We start from the raw sequence: 17124 nt of genomic DNA on the forward strand, positions 1-17124 counted from the left end.
AAAATTAAAGATGGAAAAGCCTTCAAATTTATTACTTAAAGTTTCGCGTCGTTTATTTAATAATGATGATCAACAAGCAAAATTTATAGATGCTTTAGTTAATCCTAAGCCTTTTTTACCTTGTATTATTTGGTGTAAAAACAAGCCAGAAGATTCTCCTTTTATGGTAGAAAATTCAACAATTTGGCAACCCCAATTTGTAGATCGGTTACAGTTAGGACAAAAACCCGGTCAACATCCCCTACATCAACAAGGATATTTTTATTGTTTGGATTTTTCTTCTGTATTTGCTGCTTCTATTTTATTAACTATCAATCAATCAGTACCTTTAGTGTTGGATATGTGCGCTGCACCGGGAGGTAAGAGTGTTTTTGCTTGGCAAGCATTACAACCTGATTTACTGATTAGTAATGAAGTGATTGGTAAGCGTTTGGGTATGTTAATTTCTAACTTGAAACGTTGCCAGATTAAACCTAGTGGTGTAGTAAATAGAGATTCTAGTATTTTGGCAGAAATGTTTCCTTTGTCTAGTAATTTAGTCCTCGTAGATGCTCCTTGTACTGGGCAATCTTTACTAGCTAAGGGTGAAAAAGCACCTGGATGTTTTCATTCTACATCAATTAATAAAAGCGCAAATCGCCAAAAACGTATTATTGCTAACTCAGGGCAGATTGTAGCTCCTCAAGGTTATTTAGCTTATATGACTTGCACCTATTCACCAGAAGAAAATGAGCAAGTATGTGAATGGTTTTTAGAAAAATTTCCTCAATTTGAAGCGGTGGAAGTTCCTCATTTATCACAGTATCAATCACATTTAACTCCTATTCCTTGTTATCGGATGTTTCCCCAGGATGGTTTAGGCGCTGGTGCGTTTACAGTGTTGTTTAAAAATACAGATGATGGTGAAAGAAAGGAGATGGATGTAGATGCTATTTCTTCAATGTATATTTACAAAAATTTGGAGATAACAAATTTGTAAAAGCCTTGATGAATCGCTGCTTAGGTTCTCATTTTGGCTCTTTTGTGGCTAAGGTCTTGATGATTACAGCCAATACTTTAGCTGAAGATCGTAATAACCAGCTTGCTCAGGAGGATACAAACCTGATTCAATTTTCTCAATAATTTTTGGCAAAGCTTCGATAAACTCAGGACTGCGATCTATGGGGTGAAGTGTCCAGGCTGATGGTGAATCAAGAACGGCTCTTACATAAGGTGTTGTTTCTAACAAGTTGGAAACCATAATTTCCCATGAATCTAAATCTCCCTTGCCAGTAATATTATTTAATATCGTTTTTATTTTTGTGGGCAAATTGTTGAGTATTTTTCGTCGATAACTGCGCCACAAAATTGGTAAAGGCAGCAACTCATCAAAACGCTTGCGGTCAATTAGATAAACGCGACTGCCAAAAAATTTGAACTTGTAAAAGCCGTCTGTATCTCGCTCGTAAGGAAACCTTTGATACATACTACCATCATTGGTTGGTGGGCCTGTCAGTGGCCTTGCTGCCATCACTTCCGGATGTTGTTGGAGCAATTTTATGCCCTCATCTATCCAACTATGATTGGATTGCTGGTGGAGCAGCATATCGCTGTCATAATGCAGCATATAGTCGCTTTTTGCAGCTTCAATGTGAAAAATCGTTCCCAGAATTGGGTATCCTTTGTAATTATGTGTTTTGCGGATGGGGCTACCAAAATGTTTGACATACACTTGATCTTGATAGGTTGGCGAATAGTCGATATCGACTACCGTATCCACAACTCCATTATTTAGCAATTCTTGGCAGCAAGCACGCAATTGCTCTAGAGTACCAATTCCTGGTCGCCCTACTTTATCTCCCGATAAGGGTGCTGTATCTATAGCTAATACACGTTGACTAAAATCGAAGTTACTCATCTTTACAAGATGAGGTATTGTATGCATCATAAAGGGCAAATCTGTTCGAGCTACCAAAATCCAAAGTGAACAGCTAGGAGATCCCATGAATTTTGCTTCTGGCATGGAAATTTAATGTAATTTATGAATCCAATATAACATGAGAGTCTGTCAAACTAAGTATTAATACAAGATTAAGGAAAAAAGAGATGTGTTTGTGTAGCTTGTCGTAGGCATAACATCTTATTTGGAATTGCTGTTGCCTTTTCAGTCGGAAAACTTTTAAAGTGAAGAATATACACTTACTTAATGGCTAATGTTATCTTTAATTAATTCTGCAAATCCCTGGTTAGTAGGCGTTGTATTAAATACAATTTTGTTGGCAATAGTGGCAATTATTCCTAAAAAATTGCTTACCCCGGCTGGTATATTTCATGCGTGGTTATTGGGAATTATCATTTGGGGAACACTGGGTTGGCAAGGATATCTAGTGGTAGTGTTTTATTTTATTGTCGGTTCTGGGGTAACACGCATTGGGATGGCACAAAAGGAAGCAGCAGGAATTGCGGAAAAGCGTTCTGGTGCTAGAGGCCCAGAAAACGTTTGGGGTTCGGCGTTAGTTGGGGCTTTGTGCGCTGTGGGAGTGTTGCTTGTACCCAGTTTCCAGTCTTTGCTAGTTTTGGGTTATGTGGCGAGTTTTAGCACTAAGCTATCTGACACGACTGCGAGTGAAGTTGGTAAAGCCTATGGAAAAAGTACGTTTTTAATTACGACGCTGCAACCTGTGGCGAGGGGAACAGAAGGGGCGGTAAGCTTGGAGGGGACTTTAGCGGGTGTAGTAGGATCGATCGCGATCGCACTTGTGGCTTGGGGAGTAAATCTAATTGATCCCCTAGGAATTGTTTGGTGTGCGATCGCAGCATTTATTGCTACAAATTTAGAAAGTGTCATTGGTGCAACTTTGCAATCTAAATATACTTGGCTTACTAATGAAGTTGTAAATATCGTCAATACACTCATTGGGGCAGTTGCAGCTATTCTCATTGCCTTGATTTGGAAGAGCATATTTGTTTAAATTTTTACCAAAATTTGGATAAAATATAGCAGCAAATTTGCTGTTTTTTTTATATTTCTGGCAGCATAGAATACTAAATTTTGAGTAAATTATTGTATTTACTAGTTTGAATAACTTAAGTATTGTCGGTAAATTTTATAATTATTTATTTTTGCCATATTTAATTCACAGAATCTTTATCATTGTGAACCGTAATTTCCTGCGGTTTTATCTATTATTTAATGGAAAAGTTGTATATATTTTTAGTGGCTTCATCATATTTATTTCATGGAATCTTCATCATTTTTGACTGTCAACGACGAGCAAATTGACCTTTCTCAAGTAGTCAAGTATTTACAAGTCTCTGGTAAACTGAATCAGTTTATTAGTGATGTTCTGCGTCAATATATAATAGAAACTGAACTAGAAAAACGAGATGACATAGATATCAGTACAGGATTAATTGAACAAACAATTATTGATTATCGGCTCAAAAATCAACTTACTGATCCCCAAAATTTCCAAGCATGGTTAAAAAATAATGGTACTGACTATGCCACATTTCTAGCATCAGTTACTTTTAGCTTCAAATTAGAAAAACTGAAGGCTTTAATCGCTGATTCAAAACTATCAGAATACTTTATTGAACGGAAGATTTACTTAGATCGAGTGGTACTTTCTCGAATTATGGTTGATAATCGAGAACTGGCTGAAGAACTACACACTCAAATTGAAGAAGGAAGTAGTTTTGAGCAACTAGCAAAAGAGTACTCACTGGCAGATGAGCGAGTTTTTAATGGCATGATGGGGCCACTTAGTCGGGGTAGTTTACCAGATATGCTGAGGGCGGCTGTGGATGCGGTAAATCCCGGTCAATTAATAGGCCCAATCGAATTAGAAGGGCGGTTTAGTTTGTTTAGATTAGAAAACATTCTGCCAGCATCTTTAGAAAATATTCAACTTAAACAATCACTACAAAATGAGTTATTTGAGCAATGGATAGGGGAGAAAATTCAAAATCTGACAGTCAAATTACAAGTGAGCTAAAAATTCTGGATAATCAATCTCTACAAGTAAATGTTTTAGCTGCTATGCCTTGGGATCAACCGCCATTATGCTGGTTGACTCCCGAACAAAAAACCCAATTAAAAAATTATTCCGAAGTTCGGCAATACAAACTTGGGGAAAGAATTTGGTCACAAGCAGCAGGAGATAATCAGTTTTTTATTGTTACGGGTAAAGTTCGCTTACGAGATGATGTCAGCAAATCTTTAGCTACCCTACAGGAAGGAAATTGGTTTGGTGAGTGTCAAAAATTATTCATTGATTGTAAAGCTGTAGCTGCTAGTAAGGAAGTGGTAGTTGTGTGTTGGAGTTCAGCACTATGGGCAAAATTTTCCACTCCTCAAATTGATGAATTTTGGAATTTGACAGGTGAAGAAGGTGATAGTGAAGAGGTTATAGCTGAGAGGGAACAGGTTACAGGTGACAGAGGGAAGAAGGGAGAGGAAGCACATTATTATCCTTCTTCTTTTTCTTCACTGTCACCTGTAACCTCTCACCTGTCACCTTCTTCACCTGCTTATCCTTTTGTAGTGAGTGGGAATACTGGCGCTGCTTGTTTAACAATGGTGGCGCAATATTTAAATAATGCTGTGCAATTGGAATGGGTGCAACGGCAAATGCGAGGACAACGCCCTAAAAATTTGGTAGAAGCTGGAGAAAAGCTAGGGTTACTTCTGCGAAAGTTGCGGGTAAGTTGGGGTGAATTAAGACAGTTGTCATTTCCGGCTTTGTTGCTGTGGAAATCTGAAGAAATCAAAACTTCTTCTTGGGTGGTGGCTTATGGTATGAAAGGCAATAGTTTAATCATTGCTAATCCCCTCAATTTTGAATGTGAATATTTAACCCAGTCTGTAGTAGAAGCTGCTTGGGATGGACAAATTTGGCAAGCTGAATTAGTCTCTAAACAAGAAAAATTCAACCTTTCTTGGTTCACTCCTGCTGTTTGGAAGTACCGGGTATTGTTGGGTGAGGTATTGCTGGCTTCCTTTACTTTGCAGTTGTTAGGGTTAACGACACCGCTGATTACCCAAGTCATCATTGATAAGGTGATGGTACAGGAGAGTTTAGCCACTTTGGACGTAATGGCGATCGCACTTTTGTTAGTCGCTATATTTGAATCTATCCTGGGAATCCTGCGCCTATTCATCTTTACTCACACCGCACGGCGTTTAGATTTGAGTTTATCGGCTCAACTTTTTCGCCATTTGATGCGTTTACCTTTGGCTTATTTTGAGTCGCGGAGAGTGGGAGACACAATCGCCAGGGTACAGGAACTAGAACAAATCCGCCAATTCCTCACAGGTACGGCTTTAACCGTTATCCTAGATAGCATCTTTGCGGTGGTGTATTTGGGGTTGATGTTTTATTACAACATTCCCCTCACTTTTGTGGCTTTAGCCGTATTACCCTTGTTTGCGACTTTGACAATTGTGGCGACACCGATTTTGCGGAATTGGTTGAATGAAACCTTTAACCGTAGTGCGGATAGTCAATCTTTTCTCGTAGAGACAGTTACTGGTATACATTCTGTCAAAGCCCACGCAGCCGAACCAGTAGCACGCGATCGCTGGGAAGGTTTATTTGCTCGCTTTATTCGCACCAGTTTTAAAGCTTCCACAACTTCTAATATTAGCAGTAATATTGGCGACTTTCTCACCAACTTCTCTACACTACTAATCCTTTGGTTTGGGGCAAAATTAGTAATTGATCATCAACTCACAGTAGGTCAATTAATCGCTTTTCAAATGTTATCAGGTAGAGTCACTGGACCCCTATTGCGCCTAGTGCAGTTGTGGCAAAATCTCCAACAGGTTTTACTATCTGTAGACCGGATTGGCGATATTCTCAACGCCGCACCAGAAACCGAAGCCGGAACAGGTTTAGTTTTACCACCGCTTAAAGGTGAAGTTAGCTTTGATCAAGTTTTCTTCCGCTACAATGCCAATACCGAACCCGTATTAAAAGGAATTTCTTTTAATGTCGAACCAGGACAATTTATAGGGATTGTCGGACGCAGCGGTTCTGGAAAAAGTACCCTTTCCAAAATTTTACAACGTCTATATCAAATTGAATCAGGACGCATCCTTATTGATGGTTTTGACATCAAAAGTGCTGATTTAGCATCTTTACGACAACAAATCGCCGTAGTTCTCCAAGAAGACTTTTTATTTAACGGTTCTATCTTGGAAAATATCTCTTTAGGAAATCCAGATATTACCGCAGAACAGGTTGTAGAAGCCGCGAGATTAGCCGTAGCCCATGATTTCATCAGTCAATTACCTTATGGCTACGAAAATAATGTTGGTGAAAGAGGTACAGCTTTATCTGGTGGACAAAGACAACGTATAGCCTTAGCACGATTATTTCTTTCTACTGCGCCAATTTTGATTTTAGATGAAGCTACCAGCGCCTTAGATAGTGAAACCGAACAACAAGTATTACAAAACTTGCAAAAAGTTTCTGCTAACCGCACCGTGTTTTTAATTGCCCACCGTTTCGCACCTCTCAAACGTGCTGATTTAATATTAGTGATGGAAAAAGGTGTAATTGCTGAACGGGGTACACACACAGAGTTATTACAACAAAAGGGTTTGTACTGGTCACTTTATCAAAGACAACAGGCGAATATTTAAGCTAGAGACGTTCCTGAGGAACGTCTTTACCTATTATCTCATCCAAAAGTAAGAATTTAGGAGTCAGGAGTCAGGATGCTTATGAAATGAAGAATAGAGAGAAGTGAAATTTTATCAAAATCATCAAAGTTGACTTAAAAAGCCTTTATTCTCCTGACTTGGAGTATTCTCTATCCTGAATACTTACATCTAAAAAGGTTGGGTTTCCAGGCTTGAGATGTTCAAGATAATTATTTTTAAACATCTGGTGAGGTTCTATTAGAGAATAACAGAAGCAACCTCATCTTCAAAGCCCTCAGAACCCATGACCAGAAAAATTTTAACTGGCTTAAATTCAAAAACCTATGAACACCCCTTTGATCGGCAAGCTTTAGGTTCTTTACAAAAAATGCCGGGCATATCCCCCATACTCAAAAAAATTAACGAATATAGTATTGATCGCTTGCTGAGATTGCAAAGTCTTGGTAGTGAAATTAGAGTTACAAATCGTAATTTTCCTAAATTATATCAAGCATTGGTAGAAACTTGCCAAATTCTTGATGTTTCTCCCCTGCCTGAATTGTATTTTTTTCGAGGTACAGGTTATATTCAAACATATGTTGTGGGAGTAGAAAAACCTTTAATTGGTGTTAATTTAGAAGCGATGGAATGGCTAAATCCAGATGAATTAGTTTATGTTTTAGGATCTGAAGTTGCTCGCATTAAGAGTCAACATATGATATATCATCAAATGGCAATTGTGATGCCGGCTTTAAAAAATTTATTGAGTAGTACTACATTAGGTCTTGGTGGTTTAGTTGCCAGTGGTATTGAGCTAGCTTTATATAATTGGGTAATGATGGCTAAATTAACTGCTGATCGTGCTGGTTTATTAGCTTGTCAAGATATTAATATAGCCACAACTGCATTGATGAAACTTGCTGGTTTACCCGATGAATACTTAAATAATAATGTCATTGAAGATTTTCTAATTCAGTCTCGTGAGTTTGCATCCAATAGCTTTGATAATTTAGATCAGGTGACAAAAATATTAAGCTATACAGAATATAGACTTTCTTGGATAGTAATGCGAACTGGAGAATTATTAAAATGGGTTGATTCAGGTGACTATGATAATTTAATTCGAGAAGATGCAAATTTAAATATACCAGAAGATAACAATCCAGAAGCAGAGGGAAAAGAGGGTTGGAGTTTTATGTCTTCCTGGTAATAATATCCCCGATTTTTTATATAAGTCGGGGATCTGATAGCTGTATATGGGTGATTTGGAAAAATCAAATAAAACTGCTATATAATCATCAAAATGCAGGATTATGTTGATAATCCCAACATTTATTATCTCGCCAAACTCTACCCGTATTCTCACATTTTTCTTGGTCTTTAATACCAGGAATTGAGGTAGGGTGAATAGTGTTTAAGCTGGATGTAACAGAAGAGATCATGAAAGAACCTGTATAAAAACCACCATAAATTAAAGTTCCAAAAAAAAACGTAAAGCCAACACATTTAACAGCAAATAAAACAGAAAAATTGCGTTGTTTACTATATGGGGAAAAGCGCATATATTTCCTCAGTGTGATGTTTATGGCAGATAACACCCTGGGAATGTTTACGCGCTGATCAATTTGACTTGCAGAATTTATTTATGGCAGAAAAATACGGGTATTTCTGTTATCGGTTAACAGTTATAGTAGAATTCAGGAGTCAGAATTCTGGAGTCAGGAGTCAGGAGTCAGAAGTAAAACTGGTTTTGTGTATAGGTTTCAACTTAGATTTTGTACCTCCTAACTACGCAAACTGCTGTATATAGGAATCAAACCGGATTCCTGTTCGCGGTAGCGTGCCGTAGGCATATCGCGTAGCGTCTCCGAACTCCGAACACCGAACTCAGGTTATGTTAGTTATGGCTGCTTAAAAATATAAATTAGCCAATTTAATTTTTCACTATTCAGGTATTAGCAATAGTGTTAAAGCCAGAAGATTAAGCTTTTGTTTAATAAGGTTTATAAAGTGGAATTTAGATTAAATATATCTAAAATTTGTCTGCAAACTTCTTTAAGCTTGTCTCCAACTAAAGGGGAAGGTGTAGACTCACCAACAAAATTCCATTGTTCTACTGTTGACAGTCGCCAAACTTGTCCACGATGGTCAAATCCAGATGCTTCAACACCAATTGCACGCTTGGATTGATTGATAGGATCTTGATAAAAACGGATTTGAATTAAAATACTGCGACTGCGCCAAGATTTGCTGATTCCCGGAAAGTGAAAACCGATATCTATGGAATCTGGATCTACTAATTCCCTAGTTTCTGGGTCATTTTTCCAAGGTTTAAGATCGGATTTGGCATCAGGAAACTCTAATTTGAACAAATTAACTACCGTAGCAATCTTGCTGGTGAGTTCAAAGTTTGTTGTCTGTTCAGCTGCGTTCACGACGAAATACTCCTAATCTTGCATCGGCCTATGGGGATGTGAAAACAGAAAAACGCTGAGAAAGTTGATCTCATTGGTGTTTTAGCTTATCAAGAAGATTGGAAATTTAGCAACTGTTAATTATGATTTCCTCACATTTCCTTGAGTAATTATACTAAAAAAACCTTCTCTAGTACTAACAACTCTGCCTTTTGATTGGGTTGGCAACAAGTTCTTGTCAAGCTGGAGTATTTTTTGGAAAAACCTTTGTTGACTAGAACGATAAAGAACAGTAGCGATCTAAAATAACACTGTAAAGCCGCAAACAAATAGTAAATTAATTTCCGTTTATGGTGCGTCAACGCTCTATTTTATCACTGATTCTCGTACTAGTGACTACATTCCTGATCAGCTGTGGTGGTTCTAGTGTTGCTACTGCACCTCCAACTTACACACCAGATCAAGTGGCGAAAATTCAGGTGTATGTTCCTGATATTGAGATAGTGCGCGATCGCTCAGAAGAACTCAAAACCCTGATTAAAAGCAGTGAATGGATTGATGTCGGCAATTTTATCCATGGCCCAATTACAGAAGCTAGGTTAAATATGACTTACGTCATCCCCAATTTGTTACCCCAAGACCAACCTAAAGCCAGACAGATCAGCAAGGATTTTTTAAGCCACTTGGTAAAAATTGACCAAGCTGCTAAGGTCGGTAACACTAGTTTGGCCTTGAGTAGCTACAAAGATGCTTTTGTTGATATTGACAAGTTCCTACAACTGATTCCAGAAGCAGGTGACAGTTGACAGTTGACAGGTGACAGGTGACGGGTAACAGAAGGGGAAATTTATCTTTCTTCTGTTCCCTGTTACCCATTACCCATTACCAATCCTTTGCGTCCTACTATGAGTCCTGAGTCACAAAACGCTAGGGTAATGGGGTGATAGGGTAAAGAGGGTAAATCTTTACTCTTCACCCCGCACTTCATAAAAAACGTCATGAATATAGTAATTATTGGATGTGGCGTAGTTGGGGCGACTATCGCCTATCAACTCAGTCAAGTTAAAGGTCTAAATATCACTGTTTTCGACCAAAATCAACCAGCACAAGCTTCAACAGGTGCGGCTCTCGGTGTTTTAATGGGTGTCATTAGCCACAAAATCAAGGGCAAAGCTTGGCAAATGCGCCAAGAAAGCATTAAACGTTATGAAACTTTGATTCCTGAACTAGAAGGGATTACAGGGCGCAAAATTCCTTGTAACCGTCAGGGAATTGTGATGCTGTTGTCAGAAGACTCAGAACACCCTTTAAGCAGTGGTGTGGAAGTGATCACAGAATGGGAACGATTACGGGAAGTTCGCCAATCTCAAGGTTGGCAGTTAGCTGTTTGGGACAAAGAACAACTGCAAAAATTCTGTCCACAAATTAATCATCCCACGATTATCGGTGCTGTTTACTCTCCCCAAGACCGTCAACTCAATCCTACAGCTTTAACATTAGCTTTGGTCGATGCGGCTCAACGTAATGGCGTTAAATTTAAATTTGGTGTAGCTGTCAAAAATAACCAAGTTCCATCTTCTCCATTAGTACAGACATCGCCGACAGTTAACGAACAGCTGAAATCTATGGAAACTTCAGAGGGTACTGTTAGCGCAGATTGGTTTATAGTCTCTGCTGGCTTGGGTTCAACTTCACTGACTGCACAATTAAATCAAAAGGTGCATATCCGTCCGGTTTTGGGGCAAGCTTTATATCTAAGTTTAGGACGGTTTTTAGGAAATTCTGAATTTCAACCAGTGATTACTGGAAATGATGTCCATCTTGTTCCTATGGGTAATGGTGATTATTGGGTGGGGGCAACGGTAGAATTTCCCAATGATGCTGATGAGATATCTGCAAAGAAAGAATTACTGGAATCTTTACAAAAACAAGCGATCGCATTTTGTCCAGATTTAGCTTCAGCAAAAGTTGTCCGCACTTGGTCTGGTTTACGTCCCCGTCCCGAAAATCGTCCAGCACCTGTTATTGATAAACTCCCTGGTTTTAATAATGTCTTATTGGCTACTGGTCATTATCGCAACGGCGTTTTACTAGCACCAGCAACAGCTTCAGCAATTCAGGAAATGATTATTCCTCAGAATTCTTAATCAAAAACCTACTCAAATAAATAGTTACAATAATCGCAAATAATCAAAAACCGCTTTGTTGGCGGTTTAATGTTTCTTGGAAAGATTTATCTTGGTTCTTCCTTGTCAAGATAAATTATACCAGGTTTTGAGATAGAAGTCAACAGCTTAACCTGTTAAATATGCGAAATTCTTTTCTAGAAATCCTATTACCTATTTGTAGGATGATAAAAGAGGATTCAGTATTAAGGCATCTGTGCGGTGCTGTTGCATTCTCAGGATAGGAAAATAGAGTGTCAATACAAGAACATAAAATAACAGTAGATTCGTTAGAGTGGTATTATCGGGAAGCAGAACCGATTGGTAGAAGTGACTTATTGCCAGTGGTATTGCTACATGGCATAGTTGCCCAGAGTTATAGCTGGAGAAACATTCTACCAGCATTGGCGGCACAAGGAACAAGAGCGATCGCACCCGATTGGATAGGTTACGGCTTTTCTGGTAAACCTGAAAAACGCGATTTTGCTTACACACCCGATGCATTCATCACAGCATTAGCAGCATTTATTCAAGCTTTAGAATTAGAAAGATTTTCCCTAGTTGTGCAAGGATACTTAGGTTCGGTAGGCTTACAATATGCCTTGCGACATCCTGAACAAATAGCCAACATTGCAATTTTAAATACTCCCGTTTCCACATCTGCAAAATTACCTTGGAAAATTCAACAAATGGGTTTACCTCTAGCAGGTGAGGTCATGACACAAGATCCCCTTTTAGTTGATAGAACTTTAGAAGCTGGTAGCCGTTACCGAATCGAAGATAAAGATCTAGATATTTATCGCAAACCCTACTTAAAAAGTTCTTCATCTGGTCGCGGTCTTCTCTCCACAATTCGCAATTTGCAACTTGATCAAGCCATGACAGAAATAGAAACTGGTTTTAAAGAATGGCAGAAACCAATTTTATTACAATGGGGAATGATTGACCCTTGGTTATCTATAGATATAGCTGAAACCTTTGTAAAATCTGTACCAGATGCCGAAATCATCAAACTAAATAACGTGGGACATTATCCCCAAGAACATTATCACGAAACGATTTTACAAGACCTCTTACCCTTTGTGCGTCGTTCGCAGTCGAATTAAATAGTTGAGAACATGAATATGATATGTCATTCTGACCGAAGGGAAGAATCTCAATTTTTCATTTCAGAGGATGTTGAAAAACTAAAACATGAATATGATATGTCATTCTGACCGAAGGGAAGAATCTCAATTTTTCATTTCAGAGGATGTTGAAAAACTAAAACATGAATATGATGTGTCATTCTGACCAAAGGCAAGAATCTCAATTTTTCATTTCAGAAGATGGTTAAAAACTAGAACATGAATATGATGTGTCATTCTGACCAAAGGCAAGAATCTCAATTTATCATTTCAGAGGATGTTGAAAAACTAAAACATGAATATGATGTGTCATTCTGACCAAAGGCAAGAATCTCAATTTTTCATTTCAGAAGATGGTTAAAAACTAGAACATGAATATGATGTGTCATTCTGACCAAAGGCAAGAATCTCAATTTTTCATCATTAGTCAAATTCATGAGATACTAGAAACAACAACCTAGAGACGTTTTATAAAACGTCTCTAAATAAAGCATTTTTTTGCACACCATACCTTGTAACCAATTTAAAAATCCCAAGAACTAAACCTGGTATTTTCAAGAATATGAATCAATATTATGTTTATATAATGAGCAATAAATCAAAAACATTATACACGGGTGTCACTAATGATTTACAACGCAGAATATATGAACACAAACAAAAACTTATACCAGGATTTACACAAAAGTATAACATTACTAAGCTTGTATACTATGAAGAAACTTCAGATATTCAAGTAGCTATCGAACGTGAAAAACAGATAAAAGGATGGTTAAGGGCTAAGAAAATATTACTAATTGAATCTATAAATCCTAATTGGCAAGGCTTGAGTATTGAATGGTATGCAGAGTAAATTCTTGTACAATAGATTTGTCATGCTGCTTTACGTAAGCGCTAATTGTCATGCTGAGGAACGAAGCATCTCGAAGATTCTTCACTTCGTTCAGAATGACAAAGTAGTTATTGCCATCATGACAAAGAGATAATTGTCATTCTGCTTTACGTAAGCGCTAATTGTCATGCTGAGGAACGAAGCATCTCGAAGATTCTTCACTTCGTTCAGAATGACAAAGTAGTTATTGCCATCATGACAAAGAGATAATTGTCATGCTGAGGAACGAAGCATCTCGAAGATTCTTCACTTCGTTCAGAATGACAAAGTGGTTATTGCCATCATGACCAAGTATTTACACTTCTTAACCTAATCTGCATCCTTGTCAAGAATTGCCGTAACCTGATAATGAGAGTAAATGCAATCATCTGTAAATTAATTAAGGCAGGTTACAATTCATGGCTTATTCCTGGTTTAAAGCATTTCACATTATTGGCTTTGTCGTTTGGTTTGCTGGCTTATTTTACCTAGTGCGTCTTTTCATCTACCACGTTGAAGCGAACCAAGAACCAGAACCCGCAAAGACGATACTGAAAAACCAGTATCAAATTATGGAAAAGCGTCTCTACCATATCATCACCGTCCCAGGAATGATAGTAACGGTAGCAATGGCTATTGGTATCCTCTCCACAAACCCAGATTTATTAAAAGAAACTTGGTTACATTTCAAATTAGGGTTTGTGGGTATTTTACTTATCTATCATCACTACTGCGGCAGGTTAATGAAACAATTAGCCGCAGATGAATGTAAATGGAGTGGACAACATTTGCGGGCTTTAAATGAAGCACCTACATTATTACTAGTCGTGATTGTCATGTTGGCTATCTTCAAGAATAATCTACCTACAGATATCACTGCTTGGCTGATTTTTGGTTTAGTGATTTTCATGGCTGTGAGTATTCAGATGTATGCCAAAATCCGCAGACGCAATAAAGAGAAAATGATTGCAGAAATGAATCAAATCAATCAAGTTCCCCAAGTGCAAAGTTAGTAGGAAGCAGGAAAAAGGAGACTTTATTTTGTAGGATGGGTAGAGCGCGAGCAAAACCCATCAAATGCCTCTTTTTGAAAAGCGGTCATGGTCTATCTTTTGGGTCATTTTATTAATGTCTGAATCAGGATTTACAGGATGCTTGTTAGTGATGATGTTCTGTGAATGATATTCTTGATTTAGATCATAAAAATCATTTCATCCTGAAAATCCTTTAATCCTGAGCATCCTAATTCAGACTACTCTCACGGATTCACTCTTTTTACAATTTTGCATCTATTACAGAGTTTAGAAATTGTAAGACTTTTCGGAGAATGACAGAAGAGGGGTATATACTTTAAAAATGCAGAGCGATCGCACCAAGCACCAAAATTAATTCCTCATGCGATCGCTCTTTTTGGTTATTTCTGAGTTGAAACTGTTAAAACTTGTGGTGGTGAAGCATCAGGTGGGTAAAGAAAATCTACTTCCACCAAAGACGAATCACCTGCTTTCATATTTAATGAAACCAAAGGTTCTCCTGTTTGTCCTCTTGTTTGCACTAAATGTACAAACTCAGTTTTTCGCTTACCTTGTTCATCTTGATAACGTACCCGCAACGTTCCCCGGAAGAAAACTTGACGCGCTGGTGTTGTAAAAAAGCGTAGTCCTGATTTTGTTAACTGATCTTCTTTGAGTGGAGTTTGCAGAGATATACTTACTTTTTGTTGAGTTTGGGTATTGTTGCGTAGAGGCAACTTGAGACTATATTGAATTCCATAGTTACCATGAGCGCGATAGGCTGTATCAGGATAACGAACTGACATAGGTGCGCTTTGAATTTGACCAGTACCAAAAGTACCACCATGCAATGTACTTAAAGCATAGGAAAAAGCTTGACCAGGTTGGGGAATTGTTAAATATTTAGCCTTAGGATTATCTACTAAGAGCGATCGCCATTTAGAACCACTCGCTACACCTGCTACCCTACCATAAATCCTCGGCTTACCAGTTTCTTCCAGAGGAGTTGGGGTTTTATCTCTAGGTGTAGATAATTCACCGTTATCTAATATATTTTGCCACTCTGCCAAATTTGGCGCACGTTCACTACCATCAGCATTTGTTGGTGCAAACATCGCTAAACTAGCTGCATACACAGTACCATTACTCCATAGTCGCATATATGTAGATCGACCATTGATTGGTGGTGTTAATTCTGCCACGGGAATTGGTAAATTTAATAACATCTGACTTTTCCCTGGAGGAATAACAATTTGAGGCGGAAAAATTGCCTGTCTTCTTCCTCTCAAGATATCAGACATAACTCGACTACCAGGACCTGCAAAAACTGTACCTGAATTATTGGGAATAAAAGAATCTAACTGAATAAAAGGTGCATCTGGTTGACTTAAATAACTTGCTCCCTGCAATATACTGACTTTCACCTCTTTAGAGCCAGGGTTATGCAACATTATTCCCAGGTAAAGAGAACGTAAATTTTCTGGTGGTTCTGCTTTAGCAACATGATGAGCAAAAATATCAAACCGTCCTCGAAACGGAAAATTTAAATGTGCCGTTGGTACTTTTTTCCCATTTACTGGAAAGGTAGAAAGTAAAATTCCTTCTTTTAATACCAATTCTGGACTATTGCTATTAAATACTGGCACATTATCTAACTGTCCTGGCAAAGGACGAACTTCTTGTGGTTGTACCACTTCTTCTGGTGGTGGTGCAGGAGGAGTTGCTTGAGCGAGAGTCAAACCAAATAATAGTGGCAACATAATACAGAGAAAAATTTTTCTTAAGAGACGCTGATAACCTTATACAAGTGCCAGTTTGTTAAGAATTAAAACAAAGTTAGCAATCATGCTGTGCAAATTTTCTTGATTCAAAATCGGCACATGAACAAAGATGCAAGGAATGGGGAGTTGAGATTGACTCACATAGTCCAACACTGAATAATAAAGCGATTCACAGACGAACTTACCACAGTCGTAACTAATCTCAACTTCTGTTCCGTCCACTAATTGTTCAACATTAACAGTAGTTTGCAAAGTTGTTTGCCAAAAACTTTCTGCACAATCTAGAGATGAGATATCCGTAGACTGTACAGATAAGATACGAGCCAAGACTTCGATACTTAATTGTGTCCGACCTGCTGCCATGCCACAACAGATAACATAATCAGGTTTGAGTTCATTGATTTTGGCAATGACGCGAGAACTGGCAAGCTTAACATCTACAGGTAGTCGTCGCAAAAAAATTAAATCATGGGAGACACAAGCCATTTTGGCTAGTTCGAGTAACAAATCATCAGAAGAATTAGACTGTTGTTCACTCAGCCAAGTGTCAAAAGAAGTTAATAGTATTTTTTTCTGCATAATAAATATTATTTAGAATTAGAATATAAATAAATGCCCTCCCTAATAAATTTACAAGGAGCAGGTAAATGCCAGTGATTGCAGTCGTAGATTACGATATGGGAAATTTGCACTCAGTTTGCAAAGGTTTAGAAAAAGCTGGGGCAACTCCTAAAGTAACTTATTCTGCCAAGGAGTTAGAACAAGCAGATGCAATAGTTTTGCCAGGAGTGGGAGCGTTTGATCCTGCGGTGCAACACCTGCGCTCTCGTGGTTTAGAACAACCTATTAAAGATGTAATCGCATCTGGTAAACCTTTCTTAGGTATTTGTCTAGGACTGCAAATTCTGTTTGAATCCAGTGAGGAAGGTACTCAACCCGGACTAGGAATTGTGCGCGGAAAAGTCCGCCGATTTCGCTCAGAAGCAGGTATTGCTATTCCCCATATGGGTTGGAATCAACTGCAACTTACTCAATCTAAAAGTATTTTGTGGGAGCATTTACCTTCCCAACCTTGGGTTTATTTTGTCCATTCCTACTATGTTGACCCAACTGAACCACAAGTTA

At 38.2% G+C, this 17124-nt stretch carries 17 protein-coding genes (1 of these 17 running past the window's edge); 12 read left to right on the forward strand and 5 right to left on the reverse strand.

Features of this window, described 5'->3' with window-relative positions; genetic code table 11:
* Positions 1-10: 10 nt before the first annotated feature.
* Positions 11-979, forward strand: a complete 969-nt coding sequence (locus AC012T_RS00435; protein WP_487062291.1) for an RsmB/NOP family class I SAM-dependent RNA methyltransferase — start codon at positions 11-13, stop codon at positions 977-979.
* 63 nt (positions 980-1042) lie between these two features.
* Here the strand turns inward: AC012T_RS00435 and AC012T_RS00440 are convergent, their stop codons facing one another.
* Complete coding sequence (locus AC012T_RS00440; protein WP_487062293.1) at positions 1043-2002, reverse strand: glycosyltransferase family protein; 960 nt, start codon at positions 2000-2002, stop codon at positions 1043-1045.
* A gap of 190 nt (positions 2003-2192) precedes the next feature.
* Between AC012T_RS00440 and AC012T_RS00445 the strand changes: the two genes are divergently transcribed.
* The 4 genes from AC012T_RS00445 to AC012T_RS00460 all read left to right on the forward strand — a co-directional run bounded on the left by AC012T_RS00445 (position 2193) and on the right by AC012T_RS00460 (position 7838).
* Positions 2193-2951: a TIGR00297 family protein gene (locus tag AC012T_RS00445; protein WP_487062295.1), complete on the forward strand. Its 759-nt coding sequence runs from the start codon at positions 2193-2195 to the stop codon at positions 2949-2951.
* 267 nt (positions 2952-3218) lie between these two features.
* Positions 3219-3977 carry a peptidylprolyl isomerase gene (locus AC012T_RS00450; protein WP_487062297.1) on the forward strand — a complete coding sequence of 253 codons (759 nt, stop codon included), beginning with the start codon at positions 3219-3221 and terminating at the stop codon, positions 3975-3977.
* A complete protein-coding gene (locus tag AC012T_RS00455; protein WP_487062299.1) occupies positions 3926-6628 on the forward strand; it encodes a type I secretion system permease/ATPase in 2703 nt (900 codons plus the stop codon). The genes AC012T_RS00450 and AC012T_RS00455 overlap by 52 nt, the downstream gene beginning before the upstream one ends.
* Before the next feature lie 304 nt (positions 6629-6932).
* Positions 6933-7838: a M48 family metallopeptidase gene (locus AC012T_RS00460; RefSeq protein WP_487062301.1), complete on the forward strand. Its 906-nt coding sequence runs from the start codon at positions 6933-6935 to the stop codon at positions 7836-7838.
* A gap of 88 nt (positions 7839-7926) precedes the next feature.
* Here the strand turns inward: AC012T_RS00460 and AC012T_RS00465 are convergent, their stop codons facing one another.
* Complete coding sequence (locus tag AC012T_RS00465; protein WP_487062303.1) at positions 7927-8190, reverse strand: hypothetical protein; 264 nt, start codon at positions 8188-8190, stop codon at positions 7927-7929.
* A gap of 83 nt (positions 8191-8273) precedes the next feature.
* On the opposite strand from AC012T_RS00465, the gene AC012T_RS00470 reads away from it, so the two are divergent.
* A complete protein-coding gene (locus tag AC012T_RS00470; protein WP_487062305.1) occupies positions 8274-8438 on the forward strand; it encodes a hypothetical protein in 165 nt (54 codons plus the stop codon).
* A 193-nt stretch (positions 8439-8631) separates the two neighbouring features.
* Here AC012T_RS00470 and AC012T_RS00475 read toward each other — a convergent pair whose 3' ends face one another.
* Positions 8632-9063, reverse strand: a complete 432-nt coding sequence (locus tag AC012T_RS00475; RefSeq protein ID WP_487062307.1) for a hypothetical protein — start codon at positions 9061-9063, stop codon at positions 8632-8634.
* A 329-nt stretch (positions 9064-9392) separates the two neighbouring features.
* Here AC012T_RS00475 and psbQ point away from each other — a divergent pair, with 329 nt between their 5' ends.
* From psbQ to hemJ, 5 genes are all read left to right on the forward strand, one after another.
* Complete coding sequence (gene psbQ / locus AC012T_RS00480) at positions 9393-9848, forward strand: photosystem II protein PsbQ (RefSeq protein WP_487062309.1); 456 nt, start codon at positions 9393-9395, stop codon at positions 9846-9848.
* 192 nt (positions 9849-10040) lie between these two features.
* Positions 10041-11189, forward strand: a complete 1149-nt coding sequence (locus AC012T_RS00485) for an NAD(P)/FAD-dependent oxidoreductase (protein WP_487062311.1) — start codon at positions 10041-10043, stop codon at positions 11187-11189.
* Between the two features lie 272 nt (positions 11190-11461).
* Positions 11462-12313: an alpha/beta fold hydrolase gene (locus tag AC012T_RS00490; protein ID WP_487062313.1), complete on the forward strand. Its 852-nt coding sequence runs from the start codon at positions 11462-11464 to the stop codon at positions 12311-12313.
* A 607-nt stretch (positions 12314-12920) separates the two neighbouring features.
* Positions 12921-13187: a GIY-YIG nuclease family protein gene (locus AC012T_RS00495; protein WP_487062315.1), complete on the forward strand. Its 267-nt coding sequence runs from the start codon at positions 12921-12923 to the stop codon at positions 13185-13187.
* Positions 13188-13624: 437 nt separating this feature from the next.
* On the forward strand, positions 13625-14218 hold the full coding sequence (hemJ, locus tag AC012T_RS00500) for a protoporphyrinogen oxidase HemJ (protein WP_487062317.1): 594 nt from the start codon (positions 13625-13627) through the stop codon (positions 14216-14218).
* Between the two features lie 401 nt (positions 14219-14619).
* On the opposite strand, the gene AC012T_RS00505 is transcribed toward hemJ, so the two are convergent.
* Positions 14620-15978: a DUF3370 domain-containing protein gene (locus tag AC012T_RS00505; protein ID WP_487062319.1), complete on the reverse strand. Its 1359-nt coding sequence runs from the start codon at positions 15976-15978 to the stop codon at positions 14620-14622.
* Between the two features lie 39 nt (positions 15979-16017).
* Positions 16018-16578: a pyroglutamyl-peptidase I family protein gene (locus tag AC012T_RS00510; RefSeq protein WP_487062321.1), complete on the reverse strand. Its 561-nt coding sequence runs from the start codon at positions 16576-16578 to the stop codon at positions 16018-16020.
* Between the two features lie 68 nt (positions 16579-16646).
* Between AC012T_RS00510 and hisH the strand changes: the two genes are divergently transcribed.
* Positions 16647-17124, forward strand: the 5' portion of a protein-coding gene (gene hisH, locus AC012T_RS00515) for an imidazole glycerol phosphate synthase subunit HisH (RefSeq protein WP_487062323.1). 158 nt of this gene lie beyond the right edge of the window; only the first 478 of its 636 coding nucleotides appear in the window; the start codon lies at positions 16647-16649; its stop codon lies off the right edge, out of view.

It is taken from the genome of Anabaena sp. EIM26, from assembly GCF_057568715.1.

Bases quoted from the DNA above. Each gene is read 5' to 3' on its own strand.
- hemJ (WP_487062317.1), top strand. From the start codon at position 13,625: ATGGCTTATTCCTGGTTTAAAGCATTTCACATTATTGGCTTTGTCGTT.
- psbQ (WP_487062309.1), top strand. From the start codon at position 9,393: ATGGTGCGTCAACGCTCTATTTTATCACTGATTCTCGTACTAGTGACT.
- AC012T_RS00510 (WP_487062321.1), bottom strand. From the start codon at position 16,578: ATGCAGAAAAAAATACTATTAACTTCTTTTGACACTTGGCTGAGTGAA.
- AC012T_RS00485 (WP_487062311.1), top strand. From the start codon at position 10,041: ATGAATATAGTAATTATTGGATGTGGCGTAGTTGGGGCGACTATCGCC.
- AC012T_RS00495 (WP_487062315.1), top strand. From the start codon at position 12,921: ATGAGCAATAAATCAAAAACATTATACACGGGTGTCACTAATGATTTA.
- AC012T_RS00455 (WP_487062299.1), top strand. From the start codon at position 3,926: ATGGATAGGGGAGAAAATTCAAAATCTGACAGTCAAATTACAAGTGAG.
- AC012T_RS00460 (WP_487062301.1), top strand. From the start codon at position 6,933: ATGACCAGAAAAATTTTAACTGGCTTAAATTCAAAAACCTATGAACAC.
- AC012T_RS00465 (WP_487062303.1), bottom strand. From the start codon at position 8,190: ATGCGCTTTTCCCCATATAGTAAACAACGCAATTTTTCTGTTTTATTT.
- AC012T_RS00470 (WP_487062305.1), top strand. From the start codon at position 8,274: ATGGCAGAAAAATACGGGTATTTCTGTTATCGGTTAACAGTTATAGTA.
- AC012T_RS00440 (WP_487062293.1), bottom strand. From the start codon at position 2,002: ATGCCAGAAGCAAAATTCATGGGATCTCCTAGCTGTTCACTTTGGATT.
- AC012T_RS00445 (WP_487062295.1), top strand. From the start codon at position 2,193: ATGTTATCTTTAATTAATTCTGCAAATCCCTGGTTAGTAGGCGTTGTA.
- AC012T_RS00450 (WP_487062297.1), top strand. From the start codon at position 3,219: ATGGAATCTTCATCATTTTTGACTGTCAACGACGAGCAAATTGACCTT.
- AC012T_RS00435 (WP_487062291.1), top strand. From the start codon at position 11: ATGGAAAAGCCTTCAAATTTATTACTTAAAGTTTCGCGTCGTTTATTT.
- AC012T_RS00505 (WP_487062319.1), bottom strand. From the start codon at position 15,978: ATGTTGCCACTATTATTTGGTTTGACTCTCGCTCAAGCAACTCCTCCT.